The 22457-nt window shown below is 34.3% G+C and carries 17 protein-coding genes and 1 riboswitch; of the genes, 3 read left to right on the plus strand and 14 right to left on the minus strand.

Annotated elements, in window-relative coordinates; all coding sequences use genetic code 11:
• From B2R82_RS09005 to B2R82_RS09025, 5 genes are all read right to left on the minus strand, one after another.
• Positions 1-1266, minus strand: a 1266-nt coding sequence (locus B2R82_RS09005; protein WP_286924533.1) for a leucine-rich repeat protein, incomplete at its 3' end; no start/stop codon positions are given.
• A 132-nt stretch (positions 1267-1398) separates the two neighbouring features.
• On the minus strand, positions 1399-3945 hold the full coding sequence (locus tag B2R82_RS09010; protein WP_286924534.1) for an InlB B-repeat-containing protein: 2547 nt from the start codon (positions 3943-3945) through the stop codon (positions 1399-1401).
• Positions 3946-4084: 139 nt separating this feature from the next.
• A complete protein-coding gene (locus B2R82_RS09015) occupies positions 4085-4447 on the minus strand; it encodes an S-layer homology domain-containing protein (RefSeq protein ID WP_286924535.1) in 363 nt (120 codons plus the stop codon).
• A gap of 333 nt (positions 4448-4780) precedes the next feature.
• Complete coding sequence (locus B2R82_RS09020; protein ID WP_286924536.1) at positions 4781-7300, minus strand: LuxR C-terminal-related transcriptional regulator; 2520 nt, start codon at positions 7298-7300, stop codon at positions 4781-4783.
• A gap of 27 nt (positions 7301-7327) precedes the next feature.
• On the minus strand, positions 7328-9874 hold the full coding sequence (locus B2R82_RS09025) for a LuxR C-terminal-related transcriptional regulator (RefSeq protein WP_286924537.1): 2547 nt from the start codon (positions 9872-9874) through the stop codon (positions 7328-7330).
• 238 nt (positions 9875-10112) lie between these two features.
• Between B2R82_RS09025 and B2R82_RS09030 the strand changes: the two genes are divergently transcribed.
• The 3 genes from B2R82_RS09030 to B2R82_RS09040 all read left to right on the plus strand — a co-directional run bounded on the left by B2R82_RS09030 (position 10113) and on the right by B2R82_RS09040 (position 13787).
• Positions 10113-11378, plus strand: coding sequence for an Nramp family divalent metal transporter (locus B2R82_RS09030; RefSeq protein ID WP_286924538.1), 1266 nt, complete (start codon positions 10113-10115; stop codon positions 11376-11378).
• 586 nt (positions 11379-11964) lie between these two features.
• Positions 11965-12678 carry a response regulator transcription factor gene (locus B2R82_RS09035; protein WP_286924539.1) on the plus strand — a complete coding sequence of 238 codons (714 nt, stop codon included), beginning with the start codon at positions 11965-11967 and terminating at the stop codon, positions 12676-12678.
• Positions 12675-13787, plus strand: coding sequence for a sensor histidine kinase (locus tag B2R82_RS09040; RefSeq protein WP_286924540.1), 1113 nt, complete (start codon positions 12675-12677; stop codon positions 13785-13787). Before B2R82_RS09035 ends, B2R82_RS09040 begins: the two co-directional genes overlap by 4 nt.
• An 85-nt stretch (positions 13788-13872) precedes the next feature.
• Here the strand turns inward: B2R82_RS09040 and B2R82_RS09045 are convergent, their stop codons facing one another.
• The 9 genes from B2R82_RS09045 to B2R82_RS09085 all read right to left on the minus strand — a co-directional run bounded on the left by B2R82_RS09045 (position 13873) and on the right by B2R82_RS09085 (position 22085).
• Positions 13873-14157: a hypothetical protein gene (locus B2R82_RS09045; protein WP_286924541.1), complete on the minus strand. Its 285-nt coding sequence runs from the start codon at positions 14155-14157 to the stop codon at positions 13873-13875.
• Between the two features lie 34 nt (positions 14158-14191).
• A complete protein-coding gene (locus tag B2R82_RS09050) occupies positions 14192-14929 on the minus strand; it encodes an ABC transporter permease (protein ID WP_286924542.1) in 738 nt (245 codons plus the stop codon).
• Positions 14930-14946: 17 nt separating this feature from the next.
• Positions 14947-15699, minus strand: a complete 753-nt coding sequence (locus B2R82_RS09055) for an ABC transporter permease (protein WP_286924543.1) — start codon at positions 15697-15699, stop codon at positions 14947-14949.
• Positions 15696-16613 (minus strand): ABC transporter ATP-binding protein, encoded by a 918-nt coding sequence (locus B2R82_RS09060; protein ID WP_286924544.1) that lies wholly within the window; start codon positions 16611-16613, stop codon positions 15696-15698. Before B2R82_RS09060 ends, B2R82_RS09055 begins: the two co-directional genes overlap by 4 nt.
• 448 nt (positions 16614-17061) lie before the next feature.
• Complete coding sequence (locus B2R82_RS09065) at positions 17062-17751, minus strand: ABC transporter permease (RefSeq protein WP_286924545.1); 690 nt, start codon at positions 17749-17751, stop codon at positions 17062-17064.
• Positions 17744-18667 (minus strand): ABC transporter ATP-binding protein, encoded by a 924-nt coding sequence (locus tag B2R82_RS09070; protein WP_286924546.1) that lies wholly within the window; start codon positions 18665-18667, stop codon positions 17744-17746. The genes B2R82_RS09065 and B2R82_RS09070 overlap by 8 nt, the downstream gene beginning before the upstream one ends.
• A 135-nt stretch (positions 18668-18802) precedes the next feature.
• Complete coding sequence (locus B2R82_RS09075) at positions 18803-19738, minus strand: sensor histidine kinase (protein WP_286924547.1); 936 nt, start codon at positions 19736-19738, stop codon at positions 18803-18805.
• Between the two features lie 4 nt (positions 19739-19742).
• On the minus strand, positions 19743-20435 hold the full coding sequence (locus B2R82_RS09080; protein WP_286924548.1) for a response regulator transcription factor: 693 nt from the start codon (positions 20433-20435) through the stop codon (positions 19743-19745).
• A 186-nt stretch (positions 20436-20621) separates the two neighbouring features.
• Positions 20622-22085, minus strand: a complete 1464-nt coding sequence (locus B2R82_RS09085; protein ID WP_286924549.1) for an amino acid permease — start codon at positions 22083-22085, stop codon at positions 20622-20624.
• 83 nt (positions 22086-22168) lie between these two features.
• Positions 22169-22345: riboswitch (Lysine riboswitch) on the minus strand.
• Between the last annotated feature and the right edge of the window lie 112 nt (positions 22346-22457).

The following is a 22457-nucleotide window of genomic DNA, read 5'->3' on the forward strand; positions in this document are numbered from 1 at the left end:
GGCGATTGTCTGTGGGGAGACTTCTGTTCCACCATTGGATACAAAGGACAACGTGTGTTCTTTTATCCCCCATTTAGCATATAAAATGATGTTAGCTTGAACTCTATCCGTGGCAAAATCCCATTTTTCTGTAAGGTCAGCATCCTTATACCAGCCTTCAAAAATAAAATTCGCCTTTGTCGGATTGCTTGGTTCAGGTAACATGTCGTTATATCTAATATGTTCTGGTGCCACAACTGATCCATCGTTTGACTCAAATAATACCTCAACATCTGGTTTACTTGTCCATTTGGCATACAGCGTTGTATCGGCAGTAACAAAGTCAGAATGAAATTGCCAAAGTTCAATAAATGATGTGTCTTTGTACCAGCCTTCAAACGCGTAGCCCAGTTTTACAGAATTATTAGGTTGATTCACTTTTTTATTTAATTCAATCTCCTGAGAATCAATACTTGTCCCACCATTTGTTTCAAACAGTACAGTAAATTTGAGCACTTGGAACTTTATATTCGACTTTTCTGCATACTCTTTTGCAGTAGAAGAATTTGGAGCATAAATAATCATATCAGGATGATGTCCTATAAAAACATCATCACCAATTTCTATATCCTTAGAATGTATACGAATAATTTTTAAATAGTTATGAGAAAATGCTTCAGCTCCAATTATCTTCATACTTTCTGGGATATCTATACTTTCTATATCGTTCCCTGCAAATGCACTTTCCCCTATTATTTCCATACCATTTGGGATTTTCACGCTCACAATATCATTATTAGAAAAAGCATGATTTCCTATATTGATAACACTATTAGGGATACCTATGTGTTCTAATAAATTTCCAGAAAATGCATAGGAACCTATATTGATTAGATTATTAGGGAGCGTCACATTTGTTAGTTGATTTAAAGAGAATGCCCCATCACTAATACTTGTTATACCACTCGGGAGTGTTACACTTGTTAGTTGATTTTGATAAAAAGCGTAAGCTCCAATAGTTGTTACCGTTTCTGGTATTGTTATACTTGTCAGTTTCTTATTATTAAACACCCAAGAATCTATTCCTGTTACCACTTTACCACTCAATTGATCAGGAATCACGACGGTTCCACCAGTACCAGTATAAGCCTTTATTGTTACTGATCCATCAGGATTATCATCAAACTCATATTCCCCTTCATTAGCATAAGTAAAGGGTATTTTTATTATCATCATGATGAAAAATAACGTAAAAAGTATCCCATATTTTATACTTTTAGTTTTCATATAAACTCTCCTTTCTATATCTTCCTCATCTTAAAGATAATAATTTACTTCTACCATTGAGGAATGTTAATATTTTTTTCAAATACAAAAAACTTCCATCAATAGTTTAATTACCATCAATGGAAGTTTTCTTTATTTATAAAGAGCTCTATATAAGAATGCTGCAAACTGCGCACGTGTCACAGGATCTTCTGGCCTAAAGTAGCCATTATCTCCTAATGCAATACCGTTGGCTGCAAGAATTGCAATATAATCATATGCCCAATGCGTTGCTGGGACATCATGAAATGTCTCTTTTTCCGTTGACGTTAAATGAAATGCTAGCACCAATATTTTTGCCATCTGAGCGCGTGTCATATTGGCTGTAGGATTAAAGTTTCCATTCACTCCGTCAAATAGCCTTGCCTGTTGTACTCGCTGGATAACCTCAGCGTATGGATGAGTCGCAGAGATATCATTAAATGCCAACGCTTCTTTTTTCGGCTCTAGCTCCATTGCCCTTGCTAGCATCAGGGCAACATGCTGACGCTGAACAGGAGCATTAGGCTTAAATGTGCCATCTGAATACCCTGTAATTACGCCTTGTTTAGCCATGGTCTGAATCATTGTCCATGCCCAGTGATCCTTAGGGACATCTGAGAAAGTGCTGTCTTCTTCTGGTTGAGGTGTTGGCTTAGGTTCAACCGGCTTTACTGGCACAGAATCTGGTTTTTCAGGCTTGGGTTGCTCTGGAGTCGGTTTTTGTGTTGGTTCTTCTGGTGTTGGAATTGGAGTTGGATTAGGTGTAGGATTTGGACTATACCCTCCGCCACCTGATGAACCATTTACTAGCCATTTAGCATACAAAGTGATATTGCTAGTTACTTTATCTTTGCTAAAATTCCACGGTAAAGTTAAATTAGCATCCTTATACCAACCTGCAAATGTAAAGTCTGCTTTTATCGGGTTCATTGGTTCAGTTGCTGTGGCATTGCCAGCAATACGTTGGGATGGAACTGCACTTCCACCATTTGTATCAAAGTTCACTGTATATTGTAGTTGTTCTATTTCCCACTTTGCATACAAAGTCATATTCTCTGCGACTTTATCTGTATCAAAGCTCCATGGCTTAGTCAGTGTTTCATCCTTAAACCATCCCGCAAATGTATGAACTGCTTTCGTCGGGGCTGTTGGCTCGCTCATTTGCTCATTATACAATACTGTAACAGGAGAAATAGCTGTTCCTCCATTTGTTTCAAAGAAGACAGTATATCCTATAGCTGTCCATTTTGCATATAATGTTAGATCCCCTGTTATCCGGTCTGCTGCAAAATCCCATGGCGTATTTAATGTATCATCGACATACCATCCCACAAATGTATGGCCCACTTTTGTTGGGTCTGCTGGTTGGATAAGCTCCTTATCATACATGATTGTAACCGGGTCTATTGTTGTGCCACCATCTGTATTAAATGTCACGGTATATACATTCGGTGTCCATTTCGCATACAACGTAATATCTGATTCCCCAATATCAATTATGCTATTTACTGCATAATTTACACCATCCCCATTAGCAGTGCTGTTCCAGCCATTAAATAAATAGCCAGTCTTCTCTAATGCACCTACATTATCCAGAACAGTTGCTTTTGAATTTCTTTGGTACATATTCGCATCCACTGGAATATTTCCTTGTACTGAGCCATTGTCATTATAGATTACCTTATAAGTAAGCAGTTCAAATAAATGATTGTATTGATTTGCATATGCTTGAGCCGTTGATGCATCATGACCATATATAGTTAAATCTACTGGATTCGCCTTAAAAGTGTCTTCTAAAAGAACGGTAGCATCTGATAATACTCTTACTTTTATAAGCTGATTATCATTAAAAGCATTATCTTCAACAGTAATGACATTCTTAGGGATTTCCAAACTACTTAGCCTATTTTCACCAAATGCCCACCTACCAATATTCGTGACATTACTCGGTATTTCTATACTAGTGAGTTGATTATCATGAAATACACCCTCTGCTAAGTTTGTTATGCTTAATGGAATTGTCACATTCAAAAGTTGGTTCGTGGCAAATGCATATGGTCCTATGCTTGTGACACTAGGTGGAATCTCTAAAGAGGTAAGCTGATTTTCCGAAAATGCCATTTCTCCTATAGTCTTTAAAGTTTGCGGTAGCTCTATGCTTGTTAACTGATTCCCTGTAAATGCGTAATCACTAATTATCTTAAGCGCATTTGGTAACTTTACAGTAGAAAGCTCATTGTCTAAAAATGCATATAGGCCAATTTCTGTCACATTATCCGGTATTTCTATATTGGTAAGCTTGTTCATATAGAATACACCTTCACCTATACTTGTGAGATTATTAGATAGTTCTACATATGTTAATTGATTCTCTGCAAATGCAAAATCCCCAATTTTTAGGACGCTGTCTGGAATAACAACCTGCGTAAGATTTTTTTCACCAAATGCTGCCATACCTATTTCAGTAACTACCTTTCCCCCTAGCTCATTAGGTATGATTATTGACGTATTCGTACCAATATAATCTTTAATCTTCACTGTCCCATCCTTATTATTTGTCCAGACATAATCTGCTTCATTCGCATGAGCAGATATGGGATTTACTATAAAAATAAAATAGATAACTGTGAAAAGTAATCCAACCTGCAGTCCTTTCATTTAAATCCTCCTTTTCATATAGCAAAAGATATATCTTCATGATAAAGAGTTACTTTTTTTAAAACTATTGAGCAATGTTAATAGTTTGCTAAACAAAGAAACTCATCAACGATTTTTAGCCATTGATGAGTATTTAAATTTAATTATTTAAAGCTCGGTGTAAAAGTACTGCAAACTCTGCTCGTGTTATAGGATTATTCGGTCTAAAGCTACCATTATCTCCTGTTGTAATACCGTTGGCTGCTAGAATGGAAATATAGTCATGTGCCCAATGTGTCATTGGTACATCATAAAATGTATCCCTTTCTATTGAAGTTGAAGTCAAATTCAAAGCCAATACTAATTCTTTCGCCATTTGAGCACGGGTCATGTAAGCTTTTGGTTGGAAGTTACTATCAATTCCCATAAACAGTCCTGCTTGTTGCACTTTACAGATTTCCTCAAAGTATAGATGATTTTCAGGAAAATCGTTGAATACTTCCGCTTCTATCCTCTGTTTCATGAAGCTCATTAGCATAAAAGGTCAGGAGTTGTCCCCATTGGAAAAGAAATAGTATGAATATGATTACGATGCTTGAGATTTTTTTCATTATTCCTCACTCCTCCTATAGCTTTTTAAATAATTTATTGTCTTTTGCGGATTTTAAAGGGTAAGAAGTATACAGCTCAATGTGAATTTGCACTGCCATATTTCGAGCAAGTTAACAGGCTTTTCTTGTAATGACATAACTCTTTCTTATCTTAAAGATAAAAATTTACTTTTAGTATTGAGGAATGTTAATAGCTCCCTAACCAAGAAAAAATCCACTATCAAAAAGGATAGCGGATTGTATTATTAGGGCTGTTTTAATAATAATGCCTGCGCTCTATTTTTAACGCCTAGCTTACTATAAATGGCTGATAGATAGACACGTATGGTACCTTCAGATAAAAATAGTTGCTCTGCTATTTCCTTATTAGAGGCACCCGCTGAAAGTAGTGAAAATATTTCTTGTTCGCGCGCAGAAAGAATCTCTAATGCTGGTACTTGTTTATGTTCATTAGCACACTCTAGCAATTGATAAGCATAGTTAATGGAGACCTCATCCCATTCACCTTTAGAGGCTTTCTGTCGAGCATCAATGTAATTTTCTAATAGAGAACAAATATTGCACTCATCCAAAAAGGTTCGTGTATAGTTATATGGCTCAGCGAATTTTAAGGCTTGATGGAATGCCAACAGTGCCTCATCTGTTTGTTCTAGCTCTGCCAAGCATATAGCTAATAAAATGGTTGCTTCAATTCGAGTGGATAGCTGCCCTTGTTGTTCTGCCTGTAATTGCACCTGTAGGATAAGTTGCTGTGCTTCTAGAAGGTGACCCTTCATAAGTAAATAACGAGCTTTTACTAGTGAATAAAATGGAGAATCCATATCAGCATTTTCTTTGATCTTAGCTAGCTCCTGTTCTGCTTGGACAATATTATGATCACGTAAAAATAATAGTACCTTCATTACTCTTATTGCATTCATCCAATGATGTTCACTTACATTCTCCATTGCATGATCTAACACGGCCTGAGCCACTATAAACTGATTTTCTAAAGCAGCAACTTTACTTTTTAGAATGTACATCGGCACTAATAATCCTGCATCTTGGAATTGATGACCAGAACGTAAAGCCTCCTCTAATTCTGTTGGTAGCTCATCAAAGCGATTCCACTCATATAATTTTTCTGCGCGCATTCCATAGCTATAGCCAGTCATGCTTAAATTCTTAAATTCACCTGTTCTAAACCTTGCAAAAAAGGACATAGCCTGTTCATCTGAAAGCAGTTTTCCTTTGGAGCCAATATTCGTCCGAAACAGCATATGCTCTTTTTGATTGTATTGAATAAAAATAGCATCCCACTTCGATCCTACAGGTTTTCTCTCCAACCTTTGCCGAATATATTCTGCCCCTTTTGCAAGATTGCCGTTTTTCATAACAAAAACATAGGCTTTCACACCTAAAAAGTCATCTACAGCAGACGCATATTCGGCTTTATCCATCCACTGATTTACCTCATGCTTTTGTTCTAGCTCAAGTAGTATATGAGATGCATCCTCTAGATTGTGTAATGCAGCAAGTGTATAGGCGTACATGACCATCAATTCTGGATGTACCTCATAACCATTCGTCAATAAAATATTAATCCAATTTATATAAGATGTTGAATGCCCACAGGAAAGAAACATGACAATATGTTCATGAATCCATTGCTCAGCACAGGTAAATAACCCACCACTTAATGCAAGCTCTATGGCCGATAAAAAATTCCTATTATGATATAACGCAACAGCAGCTTTTTTATTTAAATCCAAAATATCATTCTGAGAAAATCGATGATTCAATTCTTGACGTAATGTTTCTCTTAATAAATTATGGTATCGATAAACCTGATCTTCCGTTTCAACTCTACTAATAAATAATCCTTGTTTCTCAAGCTCTAACAAAACTTGTTGAGCATTCGTTTGATTCGTTAGAACATTACATGTCTCAGGAGTTAGTTGTTCCAAAAATGAAGTATACAGAAGAAATGTTTGGAGAGATGGAGTAAGTTTGGTAACAACCTCTTTCATTAAATATTGCGCTGCATTAGAATTACTTTCTCTAAATGGTTCGTCACCAACATTTCGAAATCTTGCTAAATTAGTTAATTGCAAACCTGTAGCCCAACCCTCTGTTACATTAAAAACTTTTTGTAGCTCCTTAGCATCCAATTGTATATTTACCTTTTTATAAAATTCCCTCGCTTCTTCATACGTAAAAAGTAAATCCTCTACACCAATTTCAAGCAAGTAATGATTTAACCTCCATCTTGCAACAGGTAATGAAATAGTCGATCTACTTGCCATGTAAATAAAGCACTGTTCTGGTAAGAAATCAATAAGACGAGTCATCATTTGATGAATAGCTGCATTATAAATATGATGATAATCATCAATCATAATGTGAATTTGTTCAGTAGACAATGATATTTCATTTAATAGGGCGTCTACTAAATATTCAAGTGGTAGCTGTGGCTGAGCATGTAGTATGGCATTAATCCGAGCTGCTGCTTCTGGCTGTAAGGAATGGCCAATAGAATGAATGAAATATTTCCAATAGCGAATCGGATCATTATCTGTTTGGTCAACTGTATACCAAGCAACTTTTTTATCAAGTTGATGAAACCAGCTACTTAACAAGGTTGTTTTTCCATATCCTGCTGGCGCCTGTACTACAATTAACTTTGCAGCAGTCTGTTGAAAAATGGCTGTTAAACGATTTCGTGCAATAATTTGCTCGTTTATTTTTGGTACAGTTGTTTTTGAGGCTAATAAAATATTTGGCATCTTTTAACCTCCTTCCGCTTTACTGCTTTAATAGCCTAACCATTGTTTAGCCCAAAGAATTGCCTTCATACGTGATTTTACACCTATCTTACCGTAAATCTCTGTCAAATAGACGCGAATGGTTCCCTCTGTAAGTTGTAGTTGCTGAGCAATCTCATAATTGGATGCACCTTCCGCAAGTAATTGTAAAACATCCTTTTCTCTAGATGTAAAGCTATCTAAAAATTCATCCACTAAGTAGTTTTTTTGTAATAGTTTATTTACATAAGCTAATGGCACTGAATTAAATATATGTCGCTTACTATGTTGACGTATACGCCAGTATTTTTGAAGCAATGGTAATGCGTACTTTTCTTCCAAAAATGTACGACAATAACCATACAAAGCCCCCTGTTCAAGGGTATCATGTAAAACGGTTAACGCAGACTCCTCTTTTTCTAGCTCAAAATGGCATGTAGCTTCTAGTAAACCTGCTTCAATAAACGTAACAACTTGCTTTTCTTGAATTGCCCCCTCTTTCAACCGAATAGCAATTTGCAACGCTTCCTCTATTTGATGTTTAGCATAGAGTATTCTACCCTGAACTAATAAATAAAATGGATTTTTAGATGCAATTCGATAATTGATAAAATCAGTGACCCTAAAAAACTCTTGTTGTGCATATGAAATATTCCCTTCCAATAAATAAGCCTGTGCTTTCATAATATGCAGTACACCAATCCAATAAGGCTTATCCGTCTCCTTCATTGCTTTAATCAGCAATAAATGTGCCTCTTCAAATTGTTTTCTAGTTAAATAAATACGAGCCTTTAAAAGATACATGGGTATAAATAATCCTGGATCTTGAAAACGCAACCCATATTGTAAGGCTATTTCCAACTCCTTGCTAGCTCGAGCTAAATCATTTACTTCATACAATACTTCTGCCAATAGCCCGTAGGTAACCCCTGTAATATTTCGATCCTTTATTTCACTTTCACACAGCACATGAATAAGGGCATCTATCTTTTCAATAGGTAAAAATTTACCCTTTGAGCCTGCAATAGTACGCAAAATTCTTGGCTCAAATTGATTATATTTTAATGAAATATGATAGAGGGATGATTTTTCCTTTCTTACATTTACTTGCGTTTGTAGACCTACTTTAGCTTTTTCAAGATCTCCATCCTTCATATAGGTAACATAGGCATTAATAATCTCAAAGATTTTTGATACAGCAATAAACTTAAATCCATCCATCCATTTAGATGCATCTTGTTTAAAAAGCAGCTCCTCAATAATTTCATAAGCCTTCTCTATTTCATGCATAGAAAACAACGTAGTGATATATAGCACAAGCATGTTAATGTCTACAGAGTACTGTACATTTCTTAATATCTGTATCCATTGTCCAAATGATAATGTATGTCCTTCAGCAAATATTTCCACCAAATACTTTTGAATCCACTCATGCGCAAGTTCATATAGTTCCCCATTTAGGGCAAGCTCAATTGCAGCTACATAATCTCCTCTATCGCATAAATTTGTGGCTGCTTCGCAATAAATAGAATTAATCATCTCGTATGAATACTGCCTTTTAAGCTCATCCTGTAGTGCATACCTAAATAAAGTATGGTAACGATAAACAGGAGGATCTGTCTGTATACATTCAATAAACAAACCCTTTTGATTTAAATCCTCAAGGGTAGTTAAACTATCTAATTTATTTGTTATAGTTATGCAAACATCCGGCTCTAAATGATTTAATATGGACGTTCGAATTAGAAAATCCTGTATTGATGAGGGCAATGAACTAAGAATCTCTTGCATGAAAAATTCATGGATATATGGACCAGCTTTCAATAATAGTTCTTTGCTGTTGAGATTATCTACATTTCCTGTTGATATTTTGATAAGCTGAATCCCCGCTACCCAGCCCTCAGTTATCTTTAGCAAAGGCTTTAATGCTCCAACCTGCTCATCATTCGAAAAAGAATTGAAGTAAGAATATTGCAGCTCCTCTAAATCAAAGCATAATTGTCTGCTTCCTACTTCTAGCATCCAGCCTTTAACACGCCAATTTGCTAGCGGTAGTTCTAAATTAGTTCGAGTCGTGATATATATCCGTACATTGACTGGTAAATACTCGATTAATCGGATGAAGATCTGATGAATTTGAGGATGTTGGATGACTTGAAAATTATCAAATACAATATGAATTTTTTCTTTATATGTATCCAGTTCATTTAACAGTGTATCTACTATAGTCTCAAAGGAGGGTATTTCATCAAGTAAATGGCTTAATTTTTGTTCTAAATCATTTAATGTACTTACAGATAAGGTATGTATTAAATATTTAAAAAATCGTCTAGGCTCATTATCATTTCGATCAATCGTGAACCATGCTACAGATTCATCAATATGCCTCAACCACTGACATAGAAGAGTTGTCTTTCCATATCCTGCTGGTGCTTGAATAACAGTTAATTTCTTCATTTGGTTGTTAGCGAGAATCGTAAACAATTTCTTTCTCTCAATAGCATTTGGTACTGTACGTGGGATTGTTACCTTAGAATTTACCCATACCATGTCCATCCCTTTACCCTCCCTTCTTCATTATTCTTTAGTTCGATATATTTTTAAATTTTCCTGCCAGTTATTTTTCCCAATTATTTACTTCATTATCACTTCTTTTAAATTACGCATACTTATATTATAAAAGTTGAGGCAAACCACTTCACATTTTTTAAGCCTAGCGTTAGAATACTAATATCTTATTTTCCTATAGGAAACTTTATTTCGTTTATGATATTTTTTGAAACGAGGGAACAATATGGTTTACAAACAAGTCACAAAATCGTCTGCCGAGGCGGTTTTAGATGGAGATATAAAAGGTTGGCGACGCTTTTTACCGTTTCTTGGACCTGCTTTTATTGCAGCCGTCGCCTATATTGATCCTGGCAATTTTGCCACTAATATTACAGCTGGCTCTCAATATGGTTACTTACTGCTTTGGGTGATTGCCTTCTCTAATTTAATGGCTGTGTTAATTCAATCCTTATCTGCAAAGCTTGGGATTGCAACTGGGAAAAATCTACCCGAGGTGGCGCGTGAGCATTTTTCTAAAAAAACATCTATTTTTTTATGGATACAGGCAGAATTAGTCATCATTGCGACTGACCTTGCCGAATTTATCGGTGCAGCATTAGGTCTTTATTTGCTATTTAATATTCCTATGCTCCCAGCAGCATTAATTACAGCAGTTGGTTCATTTGCTATCTTAGAACTTCAAAGAAGAGGATTTAGAGCCTTTGAGGCAGGTATTTCTGGCATGGTTTTAATCGTTGTATTGGCATTTGCCTTCCAGACATTTTTAGCACAGCCAGATTGGGGCGAGGTAACAATCGGCATGTTCACGCCACATTTTGATGGGGTAGACTCCTTAATACTAGCTACAGGTATTTTAGGAGCAACTGTTATGCCTCATGCTATTTACTTACATTCTTCATTAACACAAAGTCGTATTATTGGTCGTAATGAAAATGAAAAAAGACGCATTTTCCGCTTTGAATTTATTGATATTATCATCGCCATGATTATTGCTGGAGCGATCAATATGAGTATGCTCATTATTGCCGCAGCAGTATTTCACACACAAGGCGTGATAGTGGAAGATTTAGATGTAGCTTACAATGGATTAAAGGATGCTCTCGGTCCAATGGCAGCCGTTTCCTTTGGCCTTGGTTTACTCATTGCAGGGCTAGCCAGTTCCTCTGTAGGGACATTAGCGGGTGATGTGGTCATGCAAGGATTCATTCGTAGAAAGATACCACTTTATTTACGTAGAGCGATTACTATGCTACCTCCACTAGTAATCATTGCCTCTGGTGTCAATGCAACCTATGCGCTGGTTCTTAGTCAGGTTGTTTTATCCTTTGGTATTGCATTCGCTCTTGTTCCTCTTGTTATGTTTACAAGTAAACGGGACATCATGGGGAGCCTTGTCAACCATCGTATAACAACCATTTTAGGTTGGTTTGTAGTTGTCATTGTCGTTGTTTTAAATATTTATTTATTATGGGAAACGATATTTGGTTAAAAAAAGCCAGACACAATAATCTTTGTGTCTGGCTTTTACGTTATGGGTGGTCTTAGACTTTCAGAGTTCTTCTCAATTTTTCGAAACAACTGTACTCAAAAAACACAGAAAATCTTATTAATTCCAATGTAACCCAGTAACCATTTGCTCTTGCGTCTTTTTTCAATCATAAAATTAAGTATCTGGGTTAAGGAGCATCTCAGGCTTGACATATGGTGCCAAATGATCCCCAACATAAGCGCTGCCAATTATATAAAAACGATTTTTACCTGTTAAGCTTAAGATCATTAACCATAAAAATTTGTATATTAATATAAATATTGGAATAATTAAATAAACTGTGTTAAAAATAAATATTAAGGATTAATAGATTCAGTTAAAATTCAACAACATTCTCAAAAAATCGTTCGAACCATCGAAGTTTCATAGCTAATATATCTAAATCAAAAGTAAAAACTATATGTAAGAACTATTATCGAAACTATCCTAGAATAAATAAAATTAATCAGAATGTTTAATTCCCCCTATATTAACAAAGAAGAAATACTAAATTAAATTAAAAGGTAAAAACTTAGGTGATAAAAACATGTATCCAATATTAATAGTTGATGATGAAGAAGGTTTAATAGATATGTTAAGTGTAATGCTACAAAAGGAAGGCATTACAGAAATTGATTTTGCCATAACCGGCAAACAAGCACTTGAAAAACTAAATAATTTTGATTATTCCTTAATTGTCCTAGATATTATGCTTCCAGATATAGACGGATTTCGAATTTGTCAAGAAATTAGAAGAATAAGTGATGTTCCAATTTTATTTATAAGTGCACGCACGTCAGATATTGATAAATTAACTGGTTTAAACATAGGTGGAGACGATTATATTACTAAACCATTTAATCCACTTGAAGTAGTAGCACGTATTAAAATTCACTTACGTCGTCACAATTTACAGCTACGATCACAAAATAAAATGTTAGATCAATACGATTATGGCTACCTTAGTCTATCAAAAAAAACGGGCGAACTATTTGTAAATGGAAAGAAAATAATCTGTCCTGCAAAGGAGTTTGAACTATTATCTTTTTTTTGTGCAAACCCCAATCAAATTTTTTCAGCTGAACAGTTATATGAACAGATATGGCAGCAATCAACAGGCTTAAATGATCGAAATACAGTCATGGTTCATATCCTACGACTTAGAAAAAAAATCGAGGAAGATGTAAAAAAACCAAAAATAATTGTGAATATGAGGAACATTGGTTATAAATTTATCCCTCCAAAAATGAGGGACATATGAAAGTAAAAATAAAATTATCTCTACATTTTCTTGGGAGCCTGATTATCTTGGGCATTTTTGTTTTATGTATGATTGTACTACTTTCAACTGCTTTAAATTATTTAATTATTTGGTGTACTTCTGATGAGAATATTGCTACATATATTGTAAATCAAAAATTATTGCCTATTCTACCTTATCTAGCAATAATAGTATTCTGTTTGCTTTATGGTTGGTGGATAGGTTCCGATTTTTTTTACATATTAGAATGGATACTCTTATTATCAAAGGGTGCCTATCAAGAACCTAATAGAAAGAGAAGAAGAACAAATATTGGACAAAATAAAAAACCAAGATTTAGTCTTTATCAGGATATATTTATTCAACTTAGTGCATTAACAGAGATATTAAAAAGAAATGACTTAGAAAAAAAAGAATTAGAAAAAATGAGAAAAGAGTGGACAGCAGGAATATCTCATGATTTAAAAACGCCTCTTACTTACATTAAAGGATACTCATTTATGTTATCTTCTACCGAACACGAATGGAGTGAGCAAGAAAAGCAAGAGTTCGCATCTCTAATAAAAAAACAGGCCATTCATATGGAGAAAATAATTGAAGATCTCAATACACTTTTTCATTTTGATCATGGACAATTCCCTTTAAATTTGAAAAAACAAGACATTTCTCAATTTATTCATGGCATGGTCATGGAGATGACAGAAAATCCAATTGTTAAACAAAAGAATATTTCAATCGGGATAAATATAACTCAGACCGTGCCCTTTACTTTCGATGAACAGATGCTGAAACGCGCTATAAATAACCTTTTAATGAATGCTATCATTCATAATCCTAATGATACTGAAATTGTGATATCAATTAATAAAAGTGATAAATTGGAAATTATCATTTCAGATAATGGCGTAGGGATGAGTAACGAAACTAAGAAAAATTTATTTAATCGATATTATAGAGGAACTTCTACCACAATACCTTCTGAAGGAACAGGATTAGGTATGAGTATTGCTAAGCAACTTATTGAAGCTCATCAAGGTTCCCTTTCTGTTGATAGTGCTTTAAATAAAGGTACTGTTATTCATATCAGTTTTAAATTGGATTTTATCTAATTTCTTCAAGTATATACAAAACTTATGGAAATGTTCTCTAATGAAGCATTTCCATAAGTTTCAATACTTCTTTACTACCACCACGTTAAATATCTATTGTATTTTCCTCAGATCGTTTACTTACAAAAAAGAAATAGATATTTACAATCATTATTAAACCTAAAATAAATACAGGATAATTATATATGTTCTGTATGGAGCCATTCATATCGGTGAACCCTATAGTTAACAAATTAAAATCAATTGTCTTTATCCCTAAATCATTTGTAATCATTTTATACACCGCAGATGCCTGAAAATAATTCCAAAACATAGTTAGTACAGCAATAGTCATTAAGATGATATTCGTAACAAAAGCTTTTTTTGTCATTTTTATACCCCTTTCAAGTTAAAGAAAAATAGTTTTAATTAATATCCTTTTTATCAAATGTAACTACTCCTAAAATTGTTGCTAGACTAAATATCACTAAATTTATTGATAAAAAGAACAATAAAGAGCTGATTCCTACTTCATCTGGTGAAGACATAGCAAGAGTGGATTGTGCCCAAGGATAAAAATTCCCCCATTCAGACCCTGCTGCTATAAACGCTACCATAGTAAGTGCAACATTTATTGCTATCGGTGTAACAAAGCTCTTAATTTGTGATGCCATCCAAAGTTGAATAGCTACTAAAGCACAAACTGCTAAGAACCCGAGACCAAACACCTTTAATAAGAAAAACCACGGTATAGTATCTTGGAGTCCAAATAATAATCCTGTGATAACAAACTCAGATATTAAAATCAGTTGCGTTAATAACACTAGAAATAAAATAATAATCATTTTAGTTATATAGATTATTATCCTTGAGGGAGGTAATGCCAACATTAGCTTCCAACCTCCTTCAGAATTTTCATTTCTACAACTTAAAGAACAATAAAATCCTGATAGTATAGGTAACATGATCATCCCATAAAATAGCGATGCTTGTGTCCATGCTTCTATCCATTCATTATCATCATTTTGCATTAAGATATCTTGATAAGTAAAAAAATTATTATAACCTAACAAACAACTAACAAGTGGGATTATTATTAATACTGCCCCAAGCCACTGTCTTCTTAACTTCATATATTCATTAAAAACCATTGTCTTTATCATCCCATTCACCCTCTATCCTATCTCATTTCTCTCTTACTAAAGTGAATCATACCGCTTATTAAGAAGAGTATGCCGACAATAAAACTCATAATGAAAAAAAATGAAAAATCTGTATTAGTAATTACTTTGTCAAATTTATCAGATGGTAAGATAGGTGTCCCCCAAATTGGATATACCCAAAATAACCATTTTATATTCTGTAGGAAAAATCCAGAAAGTGTGAATATTATCCCTAAAGAAATTGGGATTATTTGGTTATTACAAACCATTGATAGCCAAAGTTGAAAAGCCATTAATGGAAAAGATACAATATAGGGGTAAAAGGCTTGCTTTAAAATTAATCCCCATGGTATTGGGCCATTAAAGTCCAAAGAAAGACCAATAAAAAGAATAGACCCTACAATAAAAGTAGCTGAAAACATACAGAGTAAAAGTAAATAAATAAATTTTGATAAATATATAGAATATCTTGATATAGGTAAAGCGAATAATATTTTCCAGGTATTCGCTTCATGCTCAATATTGACTATTTTAGAAGCAAATATGGCAATACTTAAGGGAACCATTAGGAACATACCCCAATGACAACTAATAACAAGAAAAGACCATTCACTAGTATGTAACTCTTTCGCTATATCCCTATTAAAATCAAGCCTAAAATAAAAATCAGAAAAGTTCATAATAAAAACAAATAACGGAAAAATGGAAGCAATAAACAATAACTTCGATCGTTTAAACTTTAACCTGTCTCCTATTATGATTTCTCTCATGAATATTCCCCCTTAATAATGTTAAGAAAGACATCTTCAAGAGTAGACTTTACTTCTTCAATTCTGTATACCGAAAGATCAGACTCAACCAAAATATTATTCACCAAAGAAATATGCTTATCATCGGTTTTGTTTAAAATCAAATTACTGTTATTATCCAATTGAATATTGTAATCGAATTTGTTTTCCAATATAAGTTTAGCTTTACTAGCATTATCCACACGTACTTTAATCTGTAAATCACTCTTATTACGTAATACCTCTATGGAATCTTGGAAAATTAAATTTCCTTCTGAAATAATTCCTACCTGTGTAGCCATTTGATCAATTTCACTAAGTAAATGACTAGAGATTAATATTGTTATCCCATCAGAATCTGGTAGACTTTTAATTAAATCACGAATTTCATGGATGCCTGCCGGATCTAAACCATTTGTAGGTTCATCCAAAATAAGTAATTCAGGTTTTCCTAAAAGTGCTATTGCAATTCCAAGTCGTTGTTTCATTCCTAAAGAATATTGTTTAACTAATTTATTTTTAGCCTTTGTTAATCTAACAATATTTAATACTTCTTCAATTCGCTTTTCTGATACATTAAGCATACGTTGTATAATTCTAAGATTTTCATAACCCGTTAGATGACCATAATAAGAGGGGGATTCAACCAAAGATCCTACTTTTTTCAATATTTGATTTCTATCACTTTCTAGTTGTTTTCCAAATAAAGTAACAGATCCAGATGTAGCCTTTATTAACCCTAATAACATTTTTATAGAAGTGGATTTTCCTGAACCATTAGGTCCTAAAAAACCATAAATTTCCCCTTTCTTAACTTGCATATTTAAATCATTTACAGCATATGCCGTTTTATACTTTTTGCATAAATTAACAGTTTCAACTATGTTATCGCACATCATGAGCACCTCCAGTGACAGTATACAAATTGAAACAAAAAACAATCTTAACTTTATATTAATTCGATATTAACTTTTATAAATATGTACCCACTCAACATCCACACTACTTAAATAAGCGTGTGAAACATCATCGAATTATACTATCGAAATAACATAAAAATAATATCGACCATACCTCTATATAGAAATTAAAAATACTGCATTTGGCTTCGCTAACAGAGGGTTGGATTAAATCTTTTTTTATCGCAGGATATTCTAACAGCTTTATTTCCCTCCTGAAAAGCATTAGTTCTATACCAAAATGTTGTTTCTTTTGCAAAACAATATCCTTTGCAACAGGTGCATTTTATTATAGAAAACGATATTTGCTAAAAAAAGCCAGACACAAAAAATCTTTGCGTCTGGCTTTTACGTTATGGGTGGTCTTAGACATTCAAAGCGATGCTTAAATATCCATCTTCTCAATTTTTCGAAACGATGCATAGGCCACGCTTATACCGATTATAGCTAAAACAATTGGTATAAAAATAATATCATTTAACGAGAAGTTCCCTGTATTGGAAGATACAACTGATACAATGAAAATGGATGAGATAATGGTTACTGGAATGGAGTATTTTCTCATTCCAAAATACAATGGGATCAATGCGATGCAGGATGCTGCAATGGCATTCATTATAACAATAGGGATTCGTTGAATGATTACAGAAATTGTTAATGTATCTGAAAACAAATGAAGATTACTAATAATGGTACAAAAAACTGCTGATACAAAAACGTTTGATACGATTATTGCACTAAAGGTAAAAAGAACAATAATAGCCAATTTTGAAGCCATTAATTTCTTTCTATTTATTGGGTACATAAATGCTAAAGTGATTGTTTTGTATTTAAATTCGCTAATAATAAGTTTGGCGATTAATGCACTTGCAAAGATAATAAATACAGCCCTTACAGTAGAATCTATTATACTAAGAACAGTCTGATAATTTTCAAAGACAGCATCTCCTTCTATTTTTGTGATGAATAAAAGCATAAACATAATAGCTAATATCACAAAATTTGCGAAGATAGCACGTTTTATATAGGAACCTATATGAAATTTTTTCATCTCTAGACGCATTAAGTTAAGCATTAACTACACCCCCATTGATTAACTTTAAGAAATAATCCTCTAATGAGCTTGATTTTTTACTAATCCCCTCGATTTCAATATCATGTTCAATTAATGTTTTTGATAATACCTTTTGTGAAGCTGTCGATTCATATATACGAATACAATTGTCATCTATTAGTTTGAAATTAGTAATATTTAATGTACTTTCTAAAATAAAGGCAGCCTTTTTCCCATCATTCACAATCACTTCTATATAATCTACCTGACTACGATTCACAGCTTCCATTGAAACCTCCGTGATCAATCTTCCATTCTTAATAACGCCAATTGTATCAGCTAGTTGTTCAATTTCCCCTAAGATGTGGCTGGAAACAATAAGTGTAATGCCATACTCTTTACAAAGCATTTTGAATAACTCTCGTATTTCTTTAATACCCACTGGATCTAGTCCATTAATCGGCTCGTCTAAAATAAGCAATTCTGGCTTCGTAATAATAGCTCGTGCAATGCCTAACCGCTGTTTCATTCCTAAAGAAAAGTCTTTAACACGCTTCTCCTCTGTATTTGTTAATTTCACTAAATCGAGAACATGGCTAATTTCTTTCTTATCATAATAGCCCATGTATTCGCAGTGTAATTCTAGGGTTTCCTTTGCTGTCAAATCTTCATAGAAAATGGGATATTCAATAATCGTGCCCAACCTTTTTAGCACTTCGTATGATTGGTCTGTCAATTTTTGACCTAAGATTTCAATATCCCCACTCGTTGGCTTTGTTAGGTTCGTTAGCATTTTCATTACCGTCGTTTTTCCGGCACCATTGGGACCTAAGAAGCCATAAATCTCTCCCTTCTTCACATGCATATTGACAGCAGAAACCACTTCTTTTCCGTCAAACACTTTGGTAAGTTGATTTGTTTTCACAATATATGTCATGTCAATCTCTCCCTCAAATGTAACTAAATTTATTATAAAAAATGAAGCTCTCTAATTTATTAATTGATTCTTACAAATTTCTTAAGTACAGAAGAAAGGCCTGTAAAGCGTTTAAAGCTCTACAAGCCTTCTGTTTTAGTACACCATTCTTTTTAACGTTATTGTAAAAATAGTCTTTTCATATGGGATACTGGAGAGCTGAATAGAGCCATCCATTAGTTCTACAAGACGTTTAGTGATCGTTAAGCCAAGACCGCTACCTTGGAAGGTTTTATTTCTGGAATCTTCAAGCGTATACATTCTTTCAAAGACATTATCTATATGATATTCATCTATTCCCTTGCCCCGATCCCATACATCAATATAAATACTTGTATCATCATTTCTTACGGACAGTCCAATCACATTGCCACCTGCCCCATAAGTAATAGCATTTGACAATAAATTGTTCAAAGCCCTATCTAATGCCTCTTCATTACCTAGCGCATATATTGGTGACTCTGGTATTACAATCTCTATCTCTAACCCCATAGATGTAACCATATCGTAAAATGATAAAATATTTTTCCGGCAAATTTCACTTATATTAATTTTTGTCATTGGATAATTGGTATCTCCAGCCTCCAACTTTGCTAGGTCAAAAAATGTATGGATAATTTTTAATACTTCCAATGTTTTCGAATGAACACCAGTTAATAATCGCTGCCGCTCCTCCGCACTAATCGAGTGATTAAGCTGTAGTATTTCAGTATAGCCTAGGACAACCGTTAATGGCGTTTTAAGATCATGCGAAATATTTGTCAGCATCTTTTTCATAGAGCTTTCCATTTTCCGATGTGTTGCCAGCACTTTTTGATTGTGATCTAGCAATGCATTCAACACAATAAGTAGCTGCTGTATTTCTTGATTAGCTGTCGGTACTAAGATTTTTTCACTTGTTTCTTCATTAATGATTGCTTGCAGTTTTCTATGCATGTACTGAATAGTAGCGCTCTGTTGTTTTTTTGCTTTCACTTGAAACATAATAATTCCTATGAGTAACACTATAAGTAATAATAGAAATATAACCATCTGTTTATCCTTCAAACTTATAGCCAATTCCCCAAAGCGTTTTAATATATTGAGGGTTGGACGGATCATCTTCCATTTTTTCGCGCAATCTTCTTATATGTACATTAATAATATTTTCATCTCCATAGTAATTGTCATTCCAAATCAATTGATAAATTTGCTGTTTTGTAAAAACGCGATTACGATTTGTCACGAATAATTTTAAGATGGCAAATTCCTTTGAAGTGAGCTTTACTTGTTGTCCGCTCTTCTCTACTGAAAAATTAATAAGGTCGATTGTTAGGTTATCTATCTCTATTAAATCTTTCTTCTCCTCTATTTGATTGGCGTATTTGGTTGCCCTTCTAATGGCAGCTTTGACACGTGCTGAAAATTCCAGCATTGAAAATGGCTTTGCAATATAATCATCTGCCCCTAATCCTAGCCCTAATGCTTTATCTACATCGCTATCCTTCGCAGACATAATGATAATCGGCAGTGATGCCTGCTCTCGTATTATCTTTAAAACTTCTAATCCATTTAGTTTCGGTATCATAATATCTAAAATCACTAAATCAAAGGGTTTATTTAAACAATTTTGTAATGCCTCTTCTCCATTCACTGCTGAAGTAACAAGGAATCCCTCCATCGTTAAATAACTTTCTACCATTTCCCTAATGGCTTCATCATCTTCTACTAGTAAAATTCGCTTTTGCACTTTTCATGTTCCTCTCCATAAATTTAATCCTATGCTATTACTGTCACTGCTTTAAAATACATGATATCAAGATGGAAGCAATCATATATAATTTACCATATATCATTTTTTTGTTTCATCATTTTAAAAAATAAAAAAAGCTGTCCCATAGCCATCATTCAATGGTTTACAGAACAGCTCTATTATTTAATCCTCCACTCTTAAATCACAGTCTTTTAGCGGAAGCATTTTTGTTTTATGTTTGATTTTGTAGCCAAACCATAGCAGTAAAAACAGTGGAATACCAATATAAGAAACGAGAATACCATACCAGTCAATTTTGTCACCAATAAAGGCTGAATAGTTTTGTCCAATGACAACAATCATACAAACCGTAAAGGCGAAAAGCGGGCCAAATGGGTATAGCTTTGCTTTATATGGTAGCAATTGTGGATCCAAGCCTTGCGCTTCGAAAGCCCGGCGGAATCGATAATGACTAAATGCTATACCAAGCCAAGCAATGAAGCCAGACATTCCTGAGGCATTTAAAAGCCAAATATAAACTACTCCATCACCAAAGAATGATGCTAAAAATGCAAGACATCCTACAGCTAATGTGGCTATTAATGCATAGATTGGAATACCGCGACGGCTTAATTTTGTGAAAAACTTTGGTGCATGTCCATCCACAGCTAATTGCCATAGCATACGAGATGAGGCATAAAGCCCTGAATTTCCTGCTGATAGCATGGCCGTTAAAATAATAGCATTCATTAAGGAAGCAGCAAAGGCAATGCCTAAGCGATCAAATACTAGTGTAAATGGCGATACAGCAATATCTTCTGATAATAAACGCTCATCTGTGAATGGAATCAACATCCCAATCGCACCAATCGCTAAAATATAAAATAAAAGAATACGCCAGAACACAGATTTTACAGCTTTCGGAATACTTTTTCCAGGATCATCCGTTTCACCAGCTGTAATCCCAAGAAGCTCTGTTCCTTGAAATGAAAATCCCGCTGCAAGAAAAATACCGAATGTAGCAAGGAAACCACCATGAAACGGTCCGTCACTAATAAAGAAATTTGTAAAGCCCACAGGTGCCTGTCCACCTAAAATACCAAAAATCATTAATATGCTGATAATAATGAACACAATCACAGTTGCCACCTTAATCATAGCAAACCAATATTCACTTTCCCCATAGCTTTTTACAGATAATAAATTAAAGGTTAAAACAACAGCAATAAATAATACTGTCCAAATTGCAGATGAACTATCTGGGAACCAATATTTCATAATTAATGATACAGCTGCGATTTCTGCCGCAATTGTGATTGCCCAGTTATACCAATAGTTCCAGCCCAGTGCAAAACCTAAAGCTGGATCTACAAATTTCGTAGCATACGTACTAAACGAGCCTGAGGATGGCATATAGGCTGCCATCTCACCTAGGCTTGTCATTAAAAAGTACACCATTATACCAATTAGGGCATAGGCTAATAATGCACCGCCAGGACCTGCCTGTGCAATGGCACCACCACTGGCTAAAAAAAGCCCCGTGCCAATTGTACCGCCTAAAGAAATCATTGTAATATGACGGCTTTTCAATTCTTTTTTCAGCTTTGGCGCTTTATGACCGAGCTGATTCACTTTTATCTCACTCACGATATAGCTTCCTTCCTAATATAAGAGGCAAAAAAATACCATCACATGAACACTGTGATGGCTAAGTTAATCCTCAGTTTTTTCTAAATGATAGCACAACACGTTGTTCAAACGTGACAGTTCTGTTCCTTTCGGAGACAGCCCCAGCATGAGGCTTTCAAGTCCCCTCACACTTCGGCAGTATTTCCTTTCAGCTAATCTCATCAATGCTTGTCATTTCCATTAGCATACTCCTAAATACCGCGACCTCTACCTCAATACTAACATGAGGCATATAAATATTAAATTTATGATGTGTACTAGTTTAACATAAGACATTTTACATTTCAATACAATGAGTAAAGTTCTGTATTTTATGAATATTCTACTATT

This window comes from Lysinibacillus sp. UBA6686 (assembly GCF_002455205.1).
GTDB lineage: Bacteria > Bacillota > Bacilli > Bacillales_A > Planococcaceae > Lysinibacillus > Lysinibacillus pakistanensis.